This is a genomic window from Massilia sp. GER05 (assembly GCF_052056005.1).
Lineage (GTDB): Bacteria > Pseudomonadota > Gammaproteobacteria > Burkholderiales > Burkholderiaceae_D > Telluria > Telluria orientalis.
The window spans coordinates 6,557,745-6,576,679 of record NZ_CP178858.1 but is presented as its reverse complement, the minus strand read 5'-3'; the positions used below and the strand labels follow the sequence as shown (position 1 = coordinate 6,576,679).

The window sequence follows — 18,935 nt, the reverse complement described above, 5'->3', positions numbered from 1 at the left end:
AGTTGACGCCGCGCCGGGAGACCGGGGCGGCGTTTTTTTATGTGCGCCGCCATGGCGCCCGTTCTCGCGTGCCCGTGGACGTGGGAAAATACGGGCTCGTCCGTCTTCCATGCTTTCATGAACCCGCGCCAGCGCATTGCCCTTGCCATCGCCCTGTTCAACGAGCGCCGCTTCGACCAGGCCCTGGCCGGGATCGGCGACTTGCTGCAGGGCGACGAGGCGAACGTGGATGCCCTGAATCTGGCGGCGGCCTGCGCCCGCGCGCTCGGGCGGCCGGACGATGCCGAGGCGTTCTGGCGCAAGGCGCTGGCGCGCGATCCCACGCACGCGGCCAGCTGGAACAACCTCGGCATCCTGTTGCAGCAGAGGGGACGCGGCGCCGAGGCGGGGGAGGCGTTCCGGCGCGCCCTGCAGCTGCAACCCGATTACGCCGAAGCCCATTACAACCTGGCCCTGTTGTATCAACAGGCGGGCGGACTCGAACAGGCCGTCGGCGCGCACGAGGCCGCGCTGGCCCTGCGGCCCCGGTATCCGGAAGCCAGCGCCAACCTCGGACTGGTGCTGGAGCGGCTCGGGCGCTTCGAGGAGGCGCAACGCCGCTTCGGGGAGGCCGTCGCGCACGACCCGGCCGACGCCGCATCCCTGCAGCACCGCGCCGACCTGCTGCACCGGCTGGGACGGCGTGCCGAGGCGGCCGAGTGCTACCGGGCGGCGCTGCTGCTGCGTCCGGACAATGCCGAACTCCACAACAACTTCGCGGTGCTGTTGGCCAGGTCGGGCCAGCCGGAAGCGGCCGAACGGGAATACCTGCAGGCGGTCGCGTGCCGCCCCGGGTATGCCGACGCCTGGCACAACCTCGGCCTGTCGTACACGCAGTCCGGCCGCTACGCCGAGGCCGAGGCCGCGCTGCGCACCTGCCTGCGGTGGCGCGCGCACGACCCGGAAGTCTGGAATTCGTTGGGCAACGTCTACCAGTACATGCAGCGTGACGCCGACGCCGAGGCTGCGTATCGGCGCGCGCTCGCGGCCCGCCCCGGCCTCGCCAAGACGTTGAACAACCTGGGCACCCTGCGCCAGCGCCAGGGGCGTGCCGGCGAGGCCGAGGATGCGTACCGGCAAGCGATCGCCGCCGACCCCGGCTATCCGGAAGCGCGTTGGAACCTCGGTTTCCTGCTGCTGGCGCAGGGGCGGCTGGCCGAAGGCTGGCCGTGGATGGAGGCCCGGCACGATCCGGCACTGGCGCGTCCGATCGCCGTTAGGCCGGCGCCCGGTTTCCCGCAGTGGAGCGGAGAGGCGCTGGACGGCAAGGCCATCGCCGTGTGGCCGGAGCAGGGCTTCGGCGACCAGATCCAGTTCGTGCGCTACCTGCCGTTGCTGAAAGCGGCCGGCGCGCGGACGGTCACGCTGATCTGCCACGACGCGCTGCTGCCCTTGCTGCGCGGTGCTGCCGGCGCCGACCGCGTCGTCCCCATGAGCGAGGCGGGGCACCTGGCGCCGCACGATTTCTGGGTTTTCATGTTGAGCCTGCCGATGCATGCCGGGACCACGCTCGCGACGATCCCGGCCACGCTCCCTTACCTCGCCGCGGACCCCGCGCGCCGCGCGTACTGGCGTGCCCGGCTGGATACGCTGCCCGCCGGGATGCGTGTCGGCCTCGTCTGGCGCGGCTTTGGCGGGCACGTCAATGACGCGAACCGCTCCCTGCCGGATCTGTCGGTCCTGGCCCCGCTGTGGTCGGTGCCGGGCGTCGCGTTCGTCAGTCTGCAGCGCGGCATGGACGGCGAGCCGCGGCGGGCCGGCCCGGACGGCCTTGATCTCCTCGAGCTCGGCGCCGGAATCGCGGACTTCGGCGATACGGCGGCAATCGTGGCGGAGCTCGACCTGGTCGTCTGCGTCGATACGGCCGTGGCCCATGTCGCCGGCGCACTGGGCAAGCGCTGCTGGGTGCTGCTGCCGGCCATCCATCCCGACTGGCGCTGGATGGAAGAGCGCGTCGATTCGCCCTGGTATCCGGGCGTGCTCCGGTTGTACCGCCAGCGCCATGCCGGTGCCTGGGACGACGTCGTTGCGCGGGTGGCGCACGACCTGGCTGCCATCGCGTATTGACGCGCTGCCTCGTCAAGTTACCAGAAGGTCTACTTTTCGTTGTTTCGACACACGAACTCTTACTATCGTTTCGTTTTTTCGGGAACAAATGTTCCCTAGTGGCATTTTTGTCGCCGATAATCAACGTTTGTCGCTGTCCTTTCGTCCGGTCTTGCTGTTTTTACGGAATACACCACACTGCCATGAATCACATCTATCGTCTCGTCTGGAACAAGAAACGCCGTATGCTCATGGCGGTCGCCGAAATCGGCTGCGCCAACGGCAAGGACGCCGCGGGAACGACCCGCGGCCAAGATGGCGTGCCTGACGGGGGCGGCGCTTATTCCGGCGCCCGGACGCTCCTGGCGACTGCGTTGCTCGCGCTGTTTCCGCTCGTGTCGTTCGCGCAGCAGGGCATGTCGGACTATATTCCCGCTGGCACATCGTTGTCGGTCTCCGACGGCGACGGCTCGAATGCCTTGCTGGCCGGCACGAACCTGACGAACGATGGCACGCTCGATATCACCGGCACGGATGCCGGCTCGCACCTCGTCAGCCTGTCGGGTTCCGGGACCGTGCTGATGGACGCCAGGACGCTGACCTTGACCGCCGCGGACGGCTTTTATCTCGGCACGCTGCAGGGTTCCGGCAGCCTGGTGGTCGCCGGCGGCTACGAAACGCTGGGCGGTGTGAACGTCCATGGGGGCGTCACCCAGGTCGACCAATACGCGGGCCTGTCCCTGTCGGGTTCCGGCAGCATTGCCCTGTCGAGCGGCTTGCTCAATAACGGCATGTTCGACATTGCCGCGACGAACAACGGCGCCAAGGTGAACTCGCTGTCCGGTTCGGGGACGGTGTGGCTGGGCGGACAGACGCTGACGCTGACCAATGCCGGCGACACCTTTGCAGGCATGATCGCCGGGTTCGGCGGCGTGAACGTCGCGGGCGGCACGCAGGTGCTCAGCGGTACCAATATCTATTTCGGCGCCACGTCGATCGACCAGGGCGGCGCACTGGCGCTGTCCGGTTCGGGCAGCATCGCGCTGTCCAGCGGCGTCGCCAACAACGGCGTGTTCGATATTGCCGCCACGGACAATGGCGCCCAGGTGACATCGCTGTCCGGTTCGGGAACGGTGTGGCTGGGCGGACAGACGCTGACGCTGACCAATGCTGGCGACACCTTTGCAGGCATGATCGCCGGTTTCGGCGGCGTGAACGTCGCGGGCGGCACGCAGGTGCTCAGCGGTACGAATATCTATTTCGGCGCCACGTCGATCGACCAGGGCGGCGCACTGGCGCTGTCCGGTTCGGGCAGCATCGCGCTGTCCAGCGGCGTCGCCAACAACGGTGTGCTCGACATCGTGGCCACGGACAATGGCGCCGAAGTGCGCTCGCTGTCTGGCTCCGGTGCTGTGCTGCTGGGCGGCCAGACGTTGACGTTGACGGATGCAGGCGATACGTTTGCGGGCAGCATTTACGGTTCGGGCGGGCTGACGATCGCGGGCGGCATGCAGGTGCTCAGCGGTACCAATACCTATAATGGCGCCACGTCGATCGACCAGGGAGGCGCGCTGGCGCTGTCCGGCTCGGGCAGCATCGCTCTGTCCAGCGGCATCGCCAACAACGGCGTGTTCGATATTGCCGCGACAAACAACGGCGCCGAAGTGCGCTCGCTGTCCGGATCCGGTGCTGTGCTGCTCGGCGGCCAAACCCTGACGCTGACCAATGCCGGAGATACGTTCGCCGGCAGCATCCTTGGCTCCGGCGGTCTGACAATCGCGGGCGGCATCGAAACCCTGAGCGGTACCAATACCTATTCAGGTGCCACCTCGATCGATCAGGGCGGCGCGCTGGCGCTGTCCGGTTCGGGCAGCATCGCGCTGTCCAGCGGTGTGGCCAACAACGGCGTGCTCGACATCGCGGCCACGAACAACGGCGCCGAAGTGCGCTCGCTGTCCGGCTCCGGTGCTGTGCTGCTGGGCGGCCAGACGTTGGCGCTGACGGATGCCGGCGATACCTTCGCCGGCAGCATCCACGGTTCGGGCGGGCTGACAATCGCGGGCGGCATCGAAACCCTGAGCGGTACCAACACCTATAACGGCGCCACCTCGATCGACCAGGGCGGCGCGCTGGCGCTGTCCGGCTCGGGCAGCATCGCTCTGTCCAGCGGCATCGCCAACAACGGTGTGTTCGACATTGCCGCGACAAACAACGGCGCCGAAGTGCGCACGCTGTCCGGCTCCGGTGCCGTGCTGCTGGGCGGCCAGACGTTGACGTTGACGGATGCGCAGGATGTATTCGCCGGCAGCATCCACGGTTCGGGCGGAATGACAATCGCGGGCGGCATGCAGGTGCTCAGTGGTACCAATACCTATAACGGCGCCACGTCGGTCGACCAGGGCGGCGCGCTGGCGCTGTCCGGGTCGGGCAGTATCGCGCTGTCCAGCGGCGTCGCCAACAACGGCGTGTTCGACATCGCGGCCACGGACAACGGCGCCGAAGTGCGCACGCTGTCCGGCTCCGGTGCGGTGCTCTTGGGTGGCCAAACCCTGACGCTGACCAATGCCGGAGATACGTTCGCCGGCAGCATCCTTGGCTCGGGCGGGCTGACAATCGCGGGCGGCATCGAAACCCTGAGCGGTACCAATACCTATTCAGGTGCCACCTCGATCGACCAGGGCGGCGGCCTCGCGCTGTCCGGTTCGGGCGGTATCGCGCTGTCCAGTGGCGTCGCCAACAACGGTGTGCTCGATATTGCCGCGACAAACAACGGCGCCGAAGTGCGCACGCTGTCCGGCTCCGGTGCGGTGCTGCTGGGTGGCCAGACGTTGACGCTGACGGATGCCGGCGATACGTTCGCCGGCAGCATCCACGGTTCGGGCGGTCTGACAATCGCGGGCGGCATCGAAACCCTGAGCGGTACCAATACCTATTCAGGTGCCACCTCGATCGACCAGGGCGGCGGCCTCGCGCTTTCTGGTTCGGGCAGCATCGCGTTGTCCAGCGGTGTAGCCAACAACGGCGTGCTCGACATCGCGGCCACGAACAACGGCGCCGAAGTGCGCACGCTGTCCGGATCCGGTGCTGTGCTGCTGGGCGGCCAGACGTTGACGCTGACGGATGCGCAGGACGTATTCGCCGGCGGTATTCACGGCTCGGGTGGGCTGACGATCGCGGGCGGCATCGAGACCCTGAGCGGTACCAATACCTATTCAGGCGCCACATCGATCGACCAGGTCAGCGCACTGGCGCTGTCCGGCTCGGGCAGCATCGCTCTGTCCAGCGGCGTCGCCAACAACGGCGTGTTCGATATTGCCGCGACAAACAACGGCGCCGAAGTGCGCACGCTGTCCGGCTCCGGTGCGGTGCTCTTGGGTGGCCAAACCCTGACGCTGACCAATGCCGGAGATACGTTCGCCGGCAGCATCCTTGGCTCGGGCGGGCTGACAATCGCGGGCGGCATCGAAACCCTGAGCGGTACCAATACCTATACCGGCGCCACATCGATCGACCAGGACGGCGCGCTGGCGCTGTCAGGTTCGGGCAGCATCGCGCTGTCCAGCGGTGTAGCCAACAACGGCGTGCTCGACATCACGGCCACGGACAACGGCGCCGAAGTGCGCACGCTGTCCGGCTCCGGTGCTGTGCTGCTCGGCGGCCAAACCCTGACGCTGACCAATGCCGGCGATACGTTCGCCGGCAGCATCCTTGGCTCGGGCGGGCTGACAATCGCGGGCGGCATCGAAACCCTGAGCGGTACCAATACCTATTCAGGTGCCACCTCGATCGACCAGGGCGGCGGCCTCGCGCTTTCCGGTTCGGGCAGCATCGCGTTGTCCAGCGGTGTAGCCAACAACGGCGTGCTCGACATCGCGGCCACGGACAACGGCGCCGAAGTGCGCTCGCTGTCCGGCTCCGGTGCTGTGCTGCTCGGCGGCCAAACCCTGACGCTGACCAATGCCGGAGATACGTTCGCCGGCAGCATCCTTGGCTCGGGCGGGCTGACAATCGCGGGCGGCATCGAAACCCTGAGCGGTACCAATACCTATTCAGGTGCCACCTCGATCGACCAGGGCGGCGCGCTGGCGCTGTCCGGTTCGGGCAGCATCGCTCTGTCCAGCGGCGTCGCCAACAACGGCGTGCTCGACATCGCGGCTACGGACAACGGCGCCGAAGTGCGCACGCTGTCCGGCTCCGGTGCCGTGCTGCTGGGCGGCCAGACGTTGACGCTGACGGATGCCGGCGATACGTTCGCCGGCAGCATCCACGGTTCGGGCGGTCTGACAATTGCGGGCGGCATCGAAACCGTGAGCGGTACCAATACCTATACCGGCGCCACGTCGATCGACCAAGGCGGTCTCGTGCTGTCCGGTTCGGGCAGCATCGCGCTGTCCAGCGGTGTAGCCAACAACGGCGTGCTCGACATCACGGCCACGGACAACGGCGCCGAAGTGCGCACGCTGTCCGGCTCCGGTGCTGTGCTGCTCGGCGGCCAAACCCTGACGCTGACCAATGCCGGAGATACGTTCGCCGGCAGCATCCTTGGCTCGGGCGGGCTGACAATCGCGGGCGGCATCGAAACCCTGAGCGGTACCAACACCTATAACGGCGCCACGTCGATTGACCAGGGCGGCGCGCTGGCGCTGTCCGGTTCGGGCAGCATCGCGCTGTCCAGCGGCGTCGCCAACAACGGCGTGCTCGACATCGCGGCCACGGACAACGGCGCCGAAGTGCGCACGCTGTCCGGCTCCGGTGCCGTGCTGTTGGGCGGCCAGACGTTGACGCTGACGGATGCCGGCGATACGTTCGCCGGCAGCATCCACGGTTCGGGCGGTCTGACAATTGCGGGCGGCATCGAAACCCTGAGCGGTACCAATACCTATACCGGCGCCACGTCGATCAATCAGGGCGGCGCGCTGGCGCTGTCCGGTTCGGGCGGTATCGCTCTGTCCAGTGGCGTCGCCAATAACGGTTTGTTGGACATCGCCGCCACGGATAATGGTGCGCAGGTGCGTACCTTGTCCGGTTCGGGCGCGGTGCTGTTGGGCGGCCAGACGTTGACGTTGACGGATGCGCAGGACGTATTCGCCGGCGGTATCCACGGCTCGGGCGGTCTGACAATCGCGGGCGGCATCGAAACCCTAGCCGGCACCAACACCTATAACGGCGCCACCTCGATCGACCAGGGCGGCGCGCTGGCGCTGTCCGGTTCGGGCAGCATCGCTCTGTCCAGCGGCGTCGCCAACAACGGCGTGCTCGACATTGCCGCGACAAACAACGGCGCCGAAGTTCGCACGCTGTCCGGCTCCGGTGTTGTGCTGCTGGGCGGCCAAACCATGACGCTGACGGATGCGCAAGACGTATTCGCCGGCGGTATCCACGGCTCGGGAGGCCTGACGATCGCGGGCGGCACGCAGGTGCTCAGCGGTACCAATACCTATTCAGGTGCCACCTCGATCGACCAGGGCGGCGCACTGGCGCTGTCCGGTTCGGGCAGCATCGCGCTGTCCAGCGGTGTGGCCAACAACGGCGTGCTTGACATCGCGGCCACGAACAACGGCGCCGAAGTGCACTCGCTGTCCGGATCCGGTGCCGTGCTGCTGGGCGGCCAGACGTTGACGCTGACGGATGCCGGCGATGCGTTTGCGGGCAGTATCCACGGTTCGGGCGGTCTGACAATTGCGGGCGGCATCGAAACCCTGAGCGGTACCAATACCTATACCGGCGCCACGTCGATCAATCAGGGCGGCGCGCTGGCGCTGTCCGGTTCGGGCGGTATCGCTCTGTCCAGTGGCGTCGCCAATAACGGTTTGTTGGACATCGCCGCCACGGATAATGGTGCGCAGGTGCGTACCTTGTCCGGTTCTGGCGCCGTGCTGTTGGGCGGCCAGACGTTGACGTTGACGGATGCGCAGGACGTATCCGCCGGCGGTATCCACGGCTCGGGCGGGCTGACGATCGCGGGCGGTATCGAAACCCTGAGCGGTACCAACACCTATACCGGGGCCACGTCGATCGACCAAGGCGGTCTCGCACTATCCGGCTCGGGCAGCATCGCTCTGTCCAGCGGCGTCGCCAACAACGGTGTGTTCGATATTGCCGCGACAAACAACGGCGCCGAAGTGCGCTCGCTGTCCGGATCCGGCGTTGTGCTGCTGGGCGGCCAGACGCTGACGCTGACGGATGCCGCTGATACGTTCGCCGGCAGCATCCTTGGCTCGGGCGGGCTGACAATCGCGGGCGGCACCGAAACCCTGGCCGGCACCAACACCTATAACGGCGCCACCTCGATCGACCAGGGCGGCGCGCTGGCGCTGTCCGGGTCGGGCAGTATCGCGCTGTCCAGCGGTGTAGCCAACAACGGCGTGCTCGACATCGCGGCCACGGACAACGGCGCCGAAGTGCGCTCGCTGTCTGGCTCCGGTGCTGTGCTGCTGGGCGGCCAGACGTTGACGTTGACGGATGCGCAGGACGTATTCGCCGGCAGCATCCACGGCTCGGGCGGCCTGACGATCGCGGCCGGCACCGAAACCCTGACGGGCGTGAATACGCACAGCGGCACCACGGCGGTATCGCACGGTGCGACATTGGCCCTGGCCGGCAACGGCAGCATCGGCAACAGCCGCGTGCAGACCGATGGCACGCTGGACGTATCGGCCAGCACGGGCGGCGTGGCGGTCCAGAGCCTCGGCGGCTCCGGTGCCGTGCTGCTCGGCGGCCAGACCCTGACGCTGACCAATGCCGGCGATACGTTCGCCGGCAGCATCCACGGCTCGGGCGGCCTGGCGATTGCGGCCGGCACCGAAACCTTGACGGGCGTGAACACGCACACCGGCGCCACGGCGGTATCGCACGGCGCGACATTGGCCCTGGCCGGCAACGGCAGCATCGGCAACAGCCGCGTGCAGACCGATGGTACGCTGGACGTATCGGCCAGCACGGGCGGCGCGGCGGTCAAGAGCCTCGGCGGCTCCGGCGCCGTGCTGCTCGGCGGCCAGACCCTGACGCTGACCGATGCCGGCGATACATTTACTGGCAGCATCCACGGCTCGGGCGGCCTGGCGATCGCGGCCGGCACCGAAACCCTGACGGGCGTGAACACGCACACCGGCGCCACGGCGGTATCGCACGGCGCGACATTGGCCCTGGCCGGCAACGGCAGCATCGGCAACAGCCGCGTGCGGACCGATGGCACGCTGGACGTGTCGGCCAGCACGGGCGGCGCGGCGGTCCAGAGCCTCGGCGGCTCCGGCGCCGTGCTGCTGGGCGGCCAGACCCTGACGCTGACCGATGCCGGCGATACATTTACTGGCAGCATCCACGGCTCGGGCGGCCTGACGATCGCGGGCGGCACCGAGACGCTGGCCGGTACCAATACCAATACGGGCGCCACGTCGATCGGCCACGACGGCGGCCTCGCGCTGTCCGGCTCCGGCAGCATCGCGCTGTCCAGCGGCGTCGCCAACGACGGCGTGCTCGATATCGCCGCGACCGGCAACGGCGCGCAGGTGCGCACGCTGTCCGGCTCCGGTGCCGTGCTCCTGGGCGGCCAGACCCTGACGCTGACCAATGCCGGCGATACGTTCGCCGGCAGCATCCACGGCTCGGGCGGCCTGGCGATCGCGGCCGGCACCGAAACCCTGACGGGCGTGAATACGCACACCGGCACCACGGCGGTATCGCACGGCGCGACATTGGCCTTGGCCGGCAACGGCAGCATCGGCAACAGCCGCGTGCAGACCGATGGCACGCTGGACGTGTCGGCCAGCACGGGCGGCGCGGCGGTCAAGAGCCTCGGCGGCTCCGGCGCCGTGCTGCTGGGCGGCCACACCCTGACGCTGACCGATGCCGCCGGCGCCTTCAACGGCCGCATCAGCGGCTCGGGCGGTATCGCCATCGCCGACGGCAGCCAGGCGCTGACGACCACGCAGGCCTACACCGGCGCGACCTCGATCGGGGCGGGCGCCACGCTGACGCTGGCGGGCAATGGCTTGATCGCCGCATCGAGCCGGGTCGTGGCGGACGGCACGCTGAATGTGGCTGACGCCGGCGCGACCATCCAGTCGCTCGCCGGCGACGGCATGGTCCAGCTCGGCAGCCAGACGCTCACGCTGACGGCCGCCCGTGACGTCTTCGGCGGCACGATCGCCGGCGACGGCGCCCTGAACCTGACGGGCGGCACGGCGACCCTGGCCGGGAACAATACCTACCGCGGCGCCACCTACATCGGCGGCGGCGCCACGCTGGCGCTGAGCGGGCAGGGCAGCATCGCCAGCTCGAGCGGCGTGGACGTGGACGGCAGGTTCGACATCAGCGGCACCGACCGCGGGGCCACGGTCCGCACCGTCTCGGGTGCGGGCACCATTTACCTGGGCGCGCAGACGCTGGCGCTGAGCCGGGCGGCCGGCCTCTTTGCCGGCACCATCGTGGGCGCGGGCGGCCTGTCCGTCGACGGCGGCAGGATCTCCCTCGGCGGCGTCAACGACTACACGGGCACGACCTCGATCGCCGGCGGGGCAGCGCTGGCGCTGTCCGGCGCCGGCAGCATTGCCGGCAGCGCGGTGCGCGACGATGGCGTGTTCGACGTCTCGGGCGCGGCCCACGGCGTGGCGATCAAGGGCCTGAGCGGCTCGGGCAGCGTCCTGCTGGGCGCGAACGACCTGACCGTCACCGCCGCCGCCGGCCGCTTCGGCGGCAATATTGCCGGCAGCGGCAGCCTGAAGGTCACAGGCGGCACGCTCACGCTCGACGGCGCCAACGACTATACCGGCAAGACGGTGGTCAGCGGCGGCACGCTGCGGACCTATGCCGACGCCAACCTCGGCAAGGGTAGCGCCGCACTCGAGCTCGACAACGGCACCTGGCAGACCAGCGCCGACCTGACGCACGAGCGCGGCCTGGCGCTGACGGGCCGGGGTACGGTCGATGTCGACGCCGGCACCGTGACCACCGAGAACGGCACGGTCGGCGGCAGCGGCACGCTGGTCAAGCAGGGCACCGGTACGCTGGTCCTGCGCGGCGTGCTCGCCAACGGCGGCCTGCAGGTGGAGCACGGAACGGTGGCGCTGCATGCGGCCAACACCTATACCGGCGATACGGCCGTGTCGCGGGACGGCATCCTGCGCATCGACAGCGACGCCAACCTGGGCGCCGCCGGCAACCGGCTGGTCCTCGACGGCGGCACGTTGCAGACCACCGGCAGCATGACGTCGGACCGCGCCTTCACGATCACGGCGCGCAACGGGGTGCTCGACGCCGAGGGCGCCGACAGCGTCGTCACGTTGAACGGCAACATCGGCGGCGACGGCCGGCTGGTCAAGGAAGGCCAGGGCACGCTGGTGCTCGGCGGCGACAACGGCGGTGGCCAGGGCAGCGCCAACGCGCCGGGCGATGGATGGACCGGCGGCCTGACCATCAACGACGGCCTGGTGAAGGTGACGAACGCCTACGGCCTCGGATGGGGCAGCGTGATGACGTTCAACGCCGGCACGATCTACGCGACCGTCGATATCGCGACCGGCCAGGACATCCGCATGGGCCGCTCGACCAACATCAACACCGAGGCCAACACCACGACCACGCTGGCGGGCGACCTGCTGTCGACCGGCGCGGGCGACGGCTGCTTCACCAAGACCGGCCAGGGCACGCTGAACGTCACCGGCAACGCCAATATCGACGCCACCTGCGTCCTGGAAGGCAAGCTGCTCGCGAACGGCCTCTTCAACAGCCGGGTGACGGTGGCGCACGGCGCCACGCTGGGCGGCAGCGGCACCGTCAAGGGCGACCTGCTGGTGCAGGGCACGCTCTCGCCAGGCAATTCGCCGGGCATGCTGACGGCCGATTCGAACATCACGATGGCCGCCGGCAGCACGTACAAGGAAGACATCGGCGGCACCGCGCAAGCCACGCCCACGGCGCCGGTCGGCGCGCCCGGGTATTACTCCTACCTGCACGTCGTCGGCGGCAAGCGCTTCACGATCGAACCGGGCGCCACGCTGGCGCCGACGCTGAAGAACCTGTATTCGCCCGACGAGGCGGGCTATGGTTCGGCGCCGCTCAAGCCCGAACTGGGCCAGAGCTTCCGCATCGTGACCGCTGACGGCGGCATCGCCGGGCGCTTCGACACGCTGGTCCAGCCGGACGGCATGGACGGTACCCGCATGGCCGCGTTCTACAACGTCGGCGGCAACAACAGCATCGAGTTGAAGGTGCTGCCGGCGTCGTACGCGGACTGGAGCCGTGGCGGCAACGCGAACAGCCGCGCGGTGGCGGGCGCGCTCGACCGGATCGTCGACCTCGACCAGTCGGGCCGCGCCGGCGAACGGCAGGACCTGCTGTTGTACCGGGTCGGTTCCGCGACCGCGGACCGGCTCGGCGGCCTGCTGCGCGGGCTGTCCGGCGAAGTGCACGGCAGCCTGGCCGCCGCGGCGCCGCAGGCCGGATGGAACCTGCAGCGCAGCGTGCTCAAGCATACCGCCGACGATGGCGACCGCGCGCTCTGGCTCGACCTCGCGGGCACCCGCGGCAAGTGGAGCGGCGACGCCGACGCGTCGGGTTTCAAGGCCGATCGCCTGCAGGTCACCGCGGGCCTGGACGTGCTGCGCGGCGCCGATTATCGCCTCGGTGTCGGCGCCAGCTACGCCCATACCGACGTGTCGGCCGGCGACGATACGGGCAAGCTGCGCCAGAACAAGGTATTCGTGTATGGCGAAACCACGGTCGACGGCCTGACGTTCGACGGCATCGGCAGCGTCGGCCGCGACAAGGCCGACAGCCGGCGCGCCGATCCGCTGGCCACATCGTCCGGCCTGAGCGCGCATGCCGGCGGCAATGCGGCGCTGCTCGGCGTGGGCGTGCGCGCCGAGCGCGAACTCCTGGGCGCCAAGGTGGAGCCGTTCGCCCGGTTGACCGTGCAGCGGGTCGAACGGGACGGCCTGGCGGAAACGCCGGCATCGGCGGCGGCCCTGACGGTGGACGGCGACACCGCGACCGGCACTCGCCTGCAGGCGGGCCTGGCGGCGGCGTCCCGCAACGCCGATCCGTTGCGGGCCTCGACCTATCGCGTCAACCTGGGCGCGGGCGTCGATGCCGGCGGCCTGCTGCGGCCGACCCGGTCGGCCTGGCTGGCGGGAGAGCGCGTCACCATCGGTGCGCCGGGCGTGGGCCGCGCTTTCGTGCAGGGCGGCGTAACCGGCACGCTGCACGTCGGGAAGGGCGCTTACCTGTACTACGGCGTCACCGGCGAGGGTCGCGGCGGCTATTACCAGGTCGGCGGCAACGCCGGCGTGCGCGCGGTGTTCTGACTGCGGGCGGCGCATTTGGGATAGACTGCTGCGCATGCTCGAAGGACTACCGCATTTCTGGATCAACCGCGCCGCCGACGCGCAGCGGCGCGCGCTGGCGCAGGCGTTCCTGGACCGCGCCGGCGTCGTCCACGCGCGCATCGACGCCGTGACGCCCGACACGCTGCCGCCGGTGCGCGTGCGCGAACCCTTCGTCAATTCGCTGCCGGAGCTGGCGATCATGGCGTCGCACCTGCGCGCCGTCGGCACCGCGTACCGCGCGGGCGCCGCCGTTGCGCTGGTGCTGGAGGACGACGTCCGCTCGCACCACCTGTTCGACGGCGCGGCCCTGCTGGCCACCGCGCCGCCCGACTGGGAGATCCTGCAACTGCACGTGAGCCATGCGCCGGTCGTGCTCGAGCTGGGCGAGCTGTACCTGCGGCACGGCATCCTGTGGCACGAATGGGAGCCGGCATGTTATTCGGCGGGCGCCTACGTGGTGTCGCGCCGGGGCATGCAGGCCCTGCTGGCGCGCTACTGCCCGGACGGCGTCGCCCTCGACCTGACGGGCGTGCATGCCTGGGGCAAGCTGGTGGCCGACCACCTGCTGTACCGCCGCGCCATCTGCTATACGGCCACGCTGCCGCTCTTTTTCAACGACGTCGGGCTGGCCTCGACCCACGCGCCGCAGCGCGACGGGACCCATCACCGGCCGGGCGCGCAGGGCGCCGAGGACGTGCGCCTGCGCGTTGCCCGGCGCGCCGGCGCGGACGCCTATCCGTTCGCCCTGCGGCCGCTATGAACCCGAGCCGCCATGCCGTCGCCGTGGCGATCGTCACCACCTGCCGCGCCTCGCTGGCGCGCGCGGTGCGCTCGGTGTTCCGGCAACGTCTCGCGGACGGGCAGGGCGGCCGCATCCAGGTCTTGCTGGGCGTCGACTGCGACCCGGACGGGCGCCTGGCGGCGCTGCTGGACGAGCTGGCGCCCGAATGCCCGCCACACGTGACGGTTACGCTGATCAACCTCGGCTACTCGACGTCGCAGCGCCACGGCGGACCGCACGCCTCGTACTACGGCGGCTCGCTGCGCTCCGCGCTGACACTGCTCGCCGACAGCCGCGTGGTCGTCTACCTCGACGACGACGACTGGCTGAAGGAAGACCATTGCGCCCGCATCCTGCAAGCGATCGAGGGCAAGAAATGGGCGTACTCGTATTCGATCTACGCGGACGGCAATACCGGACAGGAACTCTGCGTGGACGGGCTCGAGAGCGTGGGCGTCGGGCGCGGCATCTACGCCGAGTCCTTCGGCGGCTTTGTGCGCCCGAGCGGGCTGGCGATCGACAAGCTGCAGCTGCTGCATGTGGTGCACCTGTGGTCGTGCGCGGCGTTCGCGAGCGGCGACGGCGAGGACCGGCTGGTGTTCGAACAGTTGCGTCGCGAGCCCCACGGCTGCACCGGGGCGGCGACCGTGTGTTGCGCGCTCGACCCGAACGATGCGCTGCATGCGCGCCGCGTCGAATTCATGCGCGCGCACGGCGTCGAGGCCCACGTCGCGCCGAAGGCCGGCTCGAGCCGCGGCGCCTAGTCCGGCCGCTGCGCGGCCGCCGTCGCGTACGCGCGATACGGGCCCTGGGCCTCGAGGGCGGCCAGCGCGGCGGCGTAGCGCGCTTCCGTTTCCACCAGCGTGGCCGCTTCCCAGATTGCCTCGAAATGCCGGGCCGTCCATGTGTTCGCGCCGGTCTGCACGTACGTGTACAGCCAGGGCGCGTCCACCAGCGCGATGCGGCCGCGCCGCAGCATGGCGTGCATCACTTCCGTGTCCTCGCCGCGCGCCAGCCCGGGATAGTCGGGGACGGCGGCGCGGCGCGCCAGCATCGACCCTTCCCATTCGCGCGCGCCGGACACGCCGAGGCGCCGCGCCGCCGGCGACCACAGCAGCCAGCGGCTGAGGAACATGGCGTCGGCCTGCATCGACTGCAGCAGGAGCATGCCGAGTTCGAGCCGCTGCGGGTGGTAGAGGTCGTCGTCGTCCCACTGGCAGATCCAGTCGCCGCGCGCGGCCCTGAGCGAGAGGTTGCGCAGTTCGCCCAGGCTGCCGGCGGGCCGGTCCGGCGTCACCACGCGGATGCGCGGATCGTCGAGCGCGCGGCAATGCGCCTCGATCGGCGTGCCCGGCGCGTCGCAGACGAGCACCAGTTCGCGCTCCGGCCACGTCTGGCTGCGGAAGGCGTCGACGGCGAAGCGCGCCGGGAACAGGCGGCCGCGCGTGACCATCAGGCACGAGACGAGCGGTTGCCGCGGGAACGCCACCAGGTCGAGCCGGCCCCGCTGGACCAGGACGCCGTCCTGGCCCAGCCTGAAATCGACGCCGCGGCCGGGTTGCGGCAGGAAGTCGGCCAGGGCGGCGCCGCTCATGGCAGGAACGGCCGCGCCAGCATGGCGTAGGTGGTGGCGCCGGCGCGCACGTAGTCCTCGGTCAGCAGGCCGGCGTGGAAGCGGGTGAAATCGGTGCGCTCCGCGCTCCACCACAGGTGGCTGCACAAGTGCAGGCTGAAGACGTCGCGCACGTCCGGGTCGAGCCGCTCGAACAGGTTGCGCATGCCGTCCGGCGTCCAGGGGTGACGGTAGAAGTACTGGCGCGGCACGACGTGGACCAGTTCCGGATGCTGTTCCCACAGGCGGCTCGCGAGCTGGCAGGAGTGGCTGGTCCATTTGCCGTCGAACGCGCCGTACGAGGCGTCGAGCCAGCGCGCGACGAACGGCGCCCCCGGCGCGGCGAGGATCAGCGCATTGCACAGCGACGGCCGCAGGATGCCGCGTTCGTCGGGCAGCGCGCCTTCGTCGCCGAGCACGCAGGCGTGGCCGTACAGGTGGTCGGGCATGGGCGCGACGAACAGCGTGTCGATGTCGGCATACACGCCGCCATGCTCGCGCAGGACCTGGAGGCGGATGAAGTCGGCCTCGTGCGCATAGCTCCAGCCGGCGGCGGCGATGCCGCGGCCTTCTTCCGAGGCGGCATAGGCGGCCAGCGGCAGCGCGGCGCGGGTCACCGGGCGCAGCGTCAGGTGCGGCTTGATCCGCTCCCACAGCGGTCCATGGGGTTCGTTGGCGTAATGGAACCAGATCGCGTCCGGACGGTTGATCCGGCGGCACGATTCCAGGCACAGGTAATGCGCCAGGTGGAAGGGCTCGGTCTGTTCCTTCAGGCCGAATACGAAGTGAAACAGGCGCGGCACCATGCTCATGCTCCGATCGCGTGCCGGAAGCGCCGCATCACCGGCCCCTCGGCGTACAGGTTGGCGATCCGTTCGCCGAGCAGGCGGGCGTGCGGATCGGGTTGGCCGCGGTGCACGAAGCGGTAGCGCATCTTGCTGCGCGCGTCGGCGACGTCGGCGACGGCCCAGCGGTGGTCGGGGCCGTACGAGGTGCCGGGCCAGTCGATCGGCGCCAGCGTGCCGCCGATCAGGCCGGGATGGTCGCGCCCGAGGAAGTCCAGGTGGCCACTCCAGCCGGTCATGAGCACCGGACGCCCGAGCGCGGCGGCGTCGAACGCGCCCATGCCCCAGCCTTCGGCCCGCGTCAGCGAGACATAGGTGTCGCCGAGCCGGTGCAGGCGGTCGATCCAGGCGCCGCTGACGCCGTCGCCGGCCAGCACCGCGACGGGCGGCAGGCGGGGCCGCCCGAGCCGCGCGCGCAGGGCCGCCAGCTGCGTCTCGACGAGTTGCAGCGACGTCCTGCCGGCTTCGTGCGGCAGCGGGAAATGGACGGGCCGGGTCGAGGTCTTGATGCAGAGCGCGGCCGGCTCGTCGGCGTCGAATTCCTCGACGAACGCTTCGATGAGGCGCGGCAAGTCCTTGCGCAGCATCCAGGCCCCGATCGTGTAGAACACGTGGTGCCCGGCGGGGATGCCGAGCTGGCGGCGCATGTCGTCGAGCTGGCCGGGCGCGACGTCGTCGTGCGCGTGGCGGCGGATGTGCGGCACCACATGCAGCGGAACGGTCACGCCGCCGGCCCGGAACACCTCGGCATTGAACGTCGACGGTACCAGGACGCCGTCGAACCGGTTCAGGATGGCCGGCCAGTGCGCCGGTATGCGATCCGATTCCCAGGTGCAGTAGGCGAAGTTCGCCTTGCCGGGTTCCAGGCACGCGGGCAGGTATTCCGGCACCAGGTGGGCGACGACGATGCGGTAGTCGCGCGGGGCGGCGGTGCGCTGCAGCAGCGGGCCGAGATCGCGCAGCGCGGGGTCGGCCCCGGCGGCGCGCACGACCTCGAGCAGTTGCGGGGGCATGGCCGGCAGCCAGGGCTGCAGGCCGTCGGCGCCCCAGAACATCGGCTGCCAGTGGACGTCCAGCCCGAGATTCACCAGGCCGCGCAGGTAGGCGAGCCCCGCCAGCCCATAGCCGGTCGTGTCGCCATAGGAAATATACTTGATCATGTCGGTATGTCTCCTTGCAGCCGCTCGATGCGCAGTCCGGCCACCGCGACGCGGGCGCCGGGCGCGGCGAGGATGTCGATGACGATGTCCTTGCGGCTCGCTTCGACGTCGAGGTCGAGCGTCACGCTGGTCGGGCCGGTCGCGTCGATGCGCCGGCGCGCGCAGGCCAGCGTCGCCCCGGAGCCGTGCGCCGTGGCGGCCAGACCCACCTCGCCGGGCGTCGCCCAGGCCAGGTCGAGCAGCACGCGGTGGCGGCCGGCCGCGAACGGGAACGGCAGGCGACACCGGCCGGCGGCGGCGAGCGCGCCATCGCCCCCGTCGCGCGCGAGGAGCCAATGCGTGCCCTCGAGCCGGCCGCCGGGAGCGCCATGGGCGGCGAGGAAGTCCGCTTTGATGATGACCGGAAAGTCGCTGGCGTACACGAGGCGGGCGTTGTAGAAGTCGTTGTAGTTGTTGACGCCCGCGTCCATGCCGAGGACGTCCAGGCCGGCCGCGGACTTGGCGCGGTAGGCGACCAGCGTGCCGTTCGTCGCGTCGACGAACGCGAGCGTCTCGGTCGTCTCGCGCTGGGCGACGTTGATCACCTCGCCCAAGTGGATCTGCTCCGGCTCGCAGTGCAACGCGATGGCTTTGCCGAACAGGACGGGACCGGTCGGGCACAGCGACGACACGCCGCGGTAGCGCCGGCGGCAATGGGCGACGATCATGCGGATCGCGGCTTCGAACGCGGGCAGGCGGGCGGGCGCCGCGATGATCGTGTTGCTGACGATCCACGGGGCATCCACCGCGCGGTCGCGAAACACGACGAGCTTGCCGGACTCGAGCGGCAGCCCGGCATGGAAGAACACGGACAGGTCGGCATAGGCGCCGCCGAACTCGTGCAACAGGCACAGGCGCGCCAGGTCGGCCCGGTATGCGTACGGAAGCAGTTCCTCGTAGGCGCGGCACACGTCCGCTTCCATGTGCGCGCGCAGGAAGGCGCGGATGGCCGGCTGGTCGTACAGGCGATGCGGCAGTCCCGGATGGTGTTCCTTGAACGAGCCGATGTTGCGTGCGACCGCCGGCGGCAGGCGCGGCGGGGCATCGGGCGGCTGGTCGGCGATGAGTATGCTGAACAGGTTCATGGAT

8 protein-coding genes are annotated in these 18,935 nt (G+C 69.8%); 4 read left to right on the top strand and 4 right to left on the bottom strand.

The features are described from left to right. Positions 1–51: 51 nt before the first annotated feature. The 4 genes from ACL58G_RS28950 (at position 52) to ACL58G_RS28935 (ending at position 14,954) form a co-directional block, all read left to right on the top strand. Positions 52–2,106 carry a tetratricopeptide repeat protein gene (locus ACL58G_RS28950; protein WP_440963948.1) on the top strand — a complete coding sequence of 685 codons (2,055 nt, stop codon included), beginning with the start codon at positions 52–54 and terminating at the stop codon, positions 2,104–2,106. A 182-nt stretch (positions 2,107–2,288) separates the two neighbouring features. Then, on the top strand, positions 2,289–13,388 hold the full coding sequence (locus tag ACL58G_RS28945; protein WP_440963947.1) for an ESPR-type extended signal peptide-containing protein: 11,100 nt from the start codon (positions 2,289–2,291) through the stop codon (positions 13,386–13,388). Positions 13,389–13,422: 34 nt separating this feature from the next. After that, positions 13,423–14,169 carry a hypothetical protein gene (locus tag ACL58G_RS28940; protein ID WP_440963946.1) on the top strand — a complete coding sequence of 249 codons (747 nt, stop codon included), beginning with the start codon at positions 13,423–13,425 and terminating at the stop codon, positions 14,167–14,169. Beyond that, positions 14,166–14,954: a hypothetical protein gene (locus tag ACL58G_RS28935; protein ID WP_440963945.1), complete on the top strand. Its 789-nt coding sequence runs from the start codon at positions 14,166–14,168 to the stop codon at positions 14,952–14,954. The genes ACL58G_RS28940 and ACL58G_RS28935 overlap by 4 nt, the downstream gene beginning before the upstream one ends. Here ACL58G_RS28935 and ACL58G_RS28930 read toward each other — a convergent pair. Genes ACL58G_RS28930 through ACL58G_RS28915 form a run of 4 tightly spaced genes read right to left on the bottom strand, consistent with a single transcriptional unit; the run spans position 14,951 to position 18,931 of the window. Beyond that, on the bottom strand, positions 14,951–15,784 hold the full coding sequence (locus ACL58G_RS28930) for a glycosyltransferase family 2 protein (protein ID WP_440963944.1): 834 nt from the start codon (positions 15,782–15,784) through the stop codon (positions 14,951–14,953). The two genes, ACL58G_RS28935 and ACL58G_RS28930, sit on opposite strands and share 4 nt — an antisense overlap. Beyond that, entirely contained in the window at positions 15,781–16,614 is an 834-nt protein-coding gene (locus tag ACL58G_RS28925; protein WP_440963943.1) for a glycosyltransferase, read from the bottom strand. The genes ACL58G_RS28930 and ACL58G_RS28925 overlap by 4 nt, the downstream gene beginning before the upstream one ends. Then, positions 16,611–17,807 (bottom strand): hypothetical protein, encoded by a 1,197-nt coding sequence (locus ACL58G_RS28920; RefSeq protein ID WP_440963942.1) that lies wholly within the window; start codon positions 17,805–17,807, stop codon positions 16,611–16,613. Before ACL58G_RS28920 ends, ACL58G_RS28925 begins: the two co-directional genes overlap by 4 nt. Further along, on the bottom strand, positions 17,804–18,931 hold the full coding sequence (locus tag ACL58G_RS28915) for a glycosyltransferase family 32 protein (protein WP_440963941.1): 1,128 nt from the start codon (positions 18,929–18,931) through the stop codon (positions 17,804–17,806). Before ACL58G_RS28915 ends, ACL58G_RS28920 begins: the two co-directional genes overlap by 4 nt. Positions 18,932–18,935 lie beyond the last annotated feature (4 nt).

Bases quoted from the DNA above. Each gene is read 5' to 3' on its own strand.
- ACL58G_RS28950 (WP_440963948.1), top strand. From the start codon at position 52: ATGGCGCCCGTTCTCGCGTGCCCGTGGACGTGGGAAAATACGGGCTCG.
- ACL58G_RS28945 (WP_440963947.1), top strand. From the start codon at position 2,289: ATGAATCACATCTATCGTCTCGTCTGGAACAAGAAACGCCGTATGCTC.
- ACL58G_RS28940 (WP_440963946.1), top strand. From the start codon at position 13,423: ATGCTCGAAGGACTACCGCATTTCTGGATCAACCGCGCCGCCGACGCG.
- ACL58G_RS28935 (WP_440963945.1), top strand. From the start codon at position 14,166: ATGAACCCGAGCCGCCATGCCGTCGCCGTGGCGATCGTCACCACCTGC.
- ACL58G_RS28930 (WP_440963944.1), bottom strand. From the start codon at position 15,784: ATGAGCGGCGCCGCCCTGGCCGACTTCCTGCCGCAACCCGGCCGCGGC.
- ACL58G_RS28925 (WP_440963943.1), bottom strand. From the start codon at position 16,614: ATGAGCATGGTGCCGCGCCTGTTTCACTTCGTATTCGGCCTGAAGGAA.
- ACL58G_RS28920 (WP_440963942.1), bottom strand. From the start codon at position 17,807: ATGATCAAGTATATTTCCTATGGCGACACGACCGGCTATGGGCTGGCG.
- ACL58G_RS28915 (WP_440963941.1), bottom strand. From the start codon at position 18,931: ATGAACCTGTTCAGCATACTCATCGCCGACCAGCCGCCCGATGCCCCG.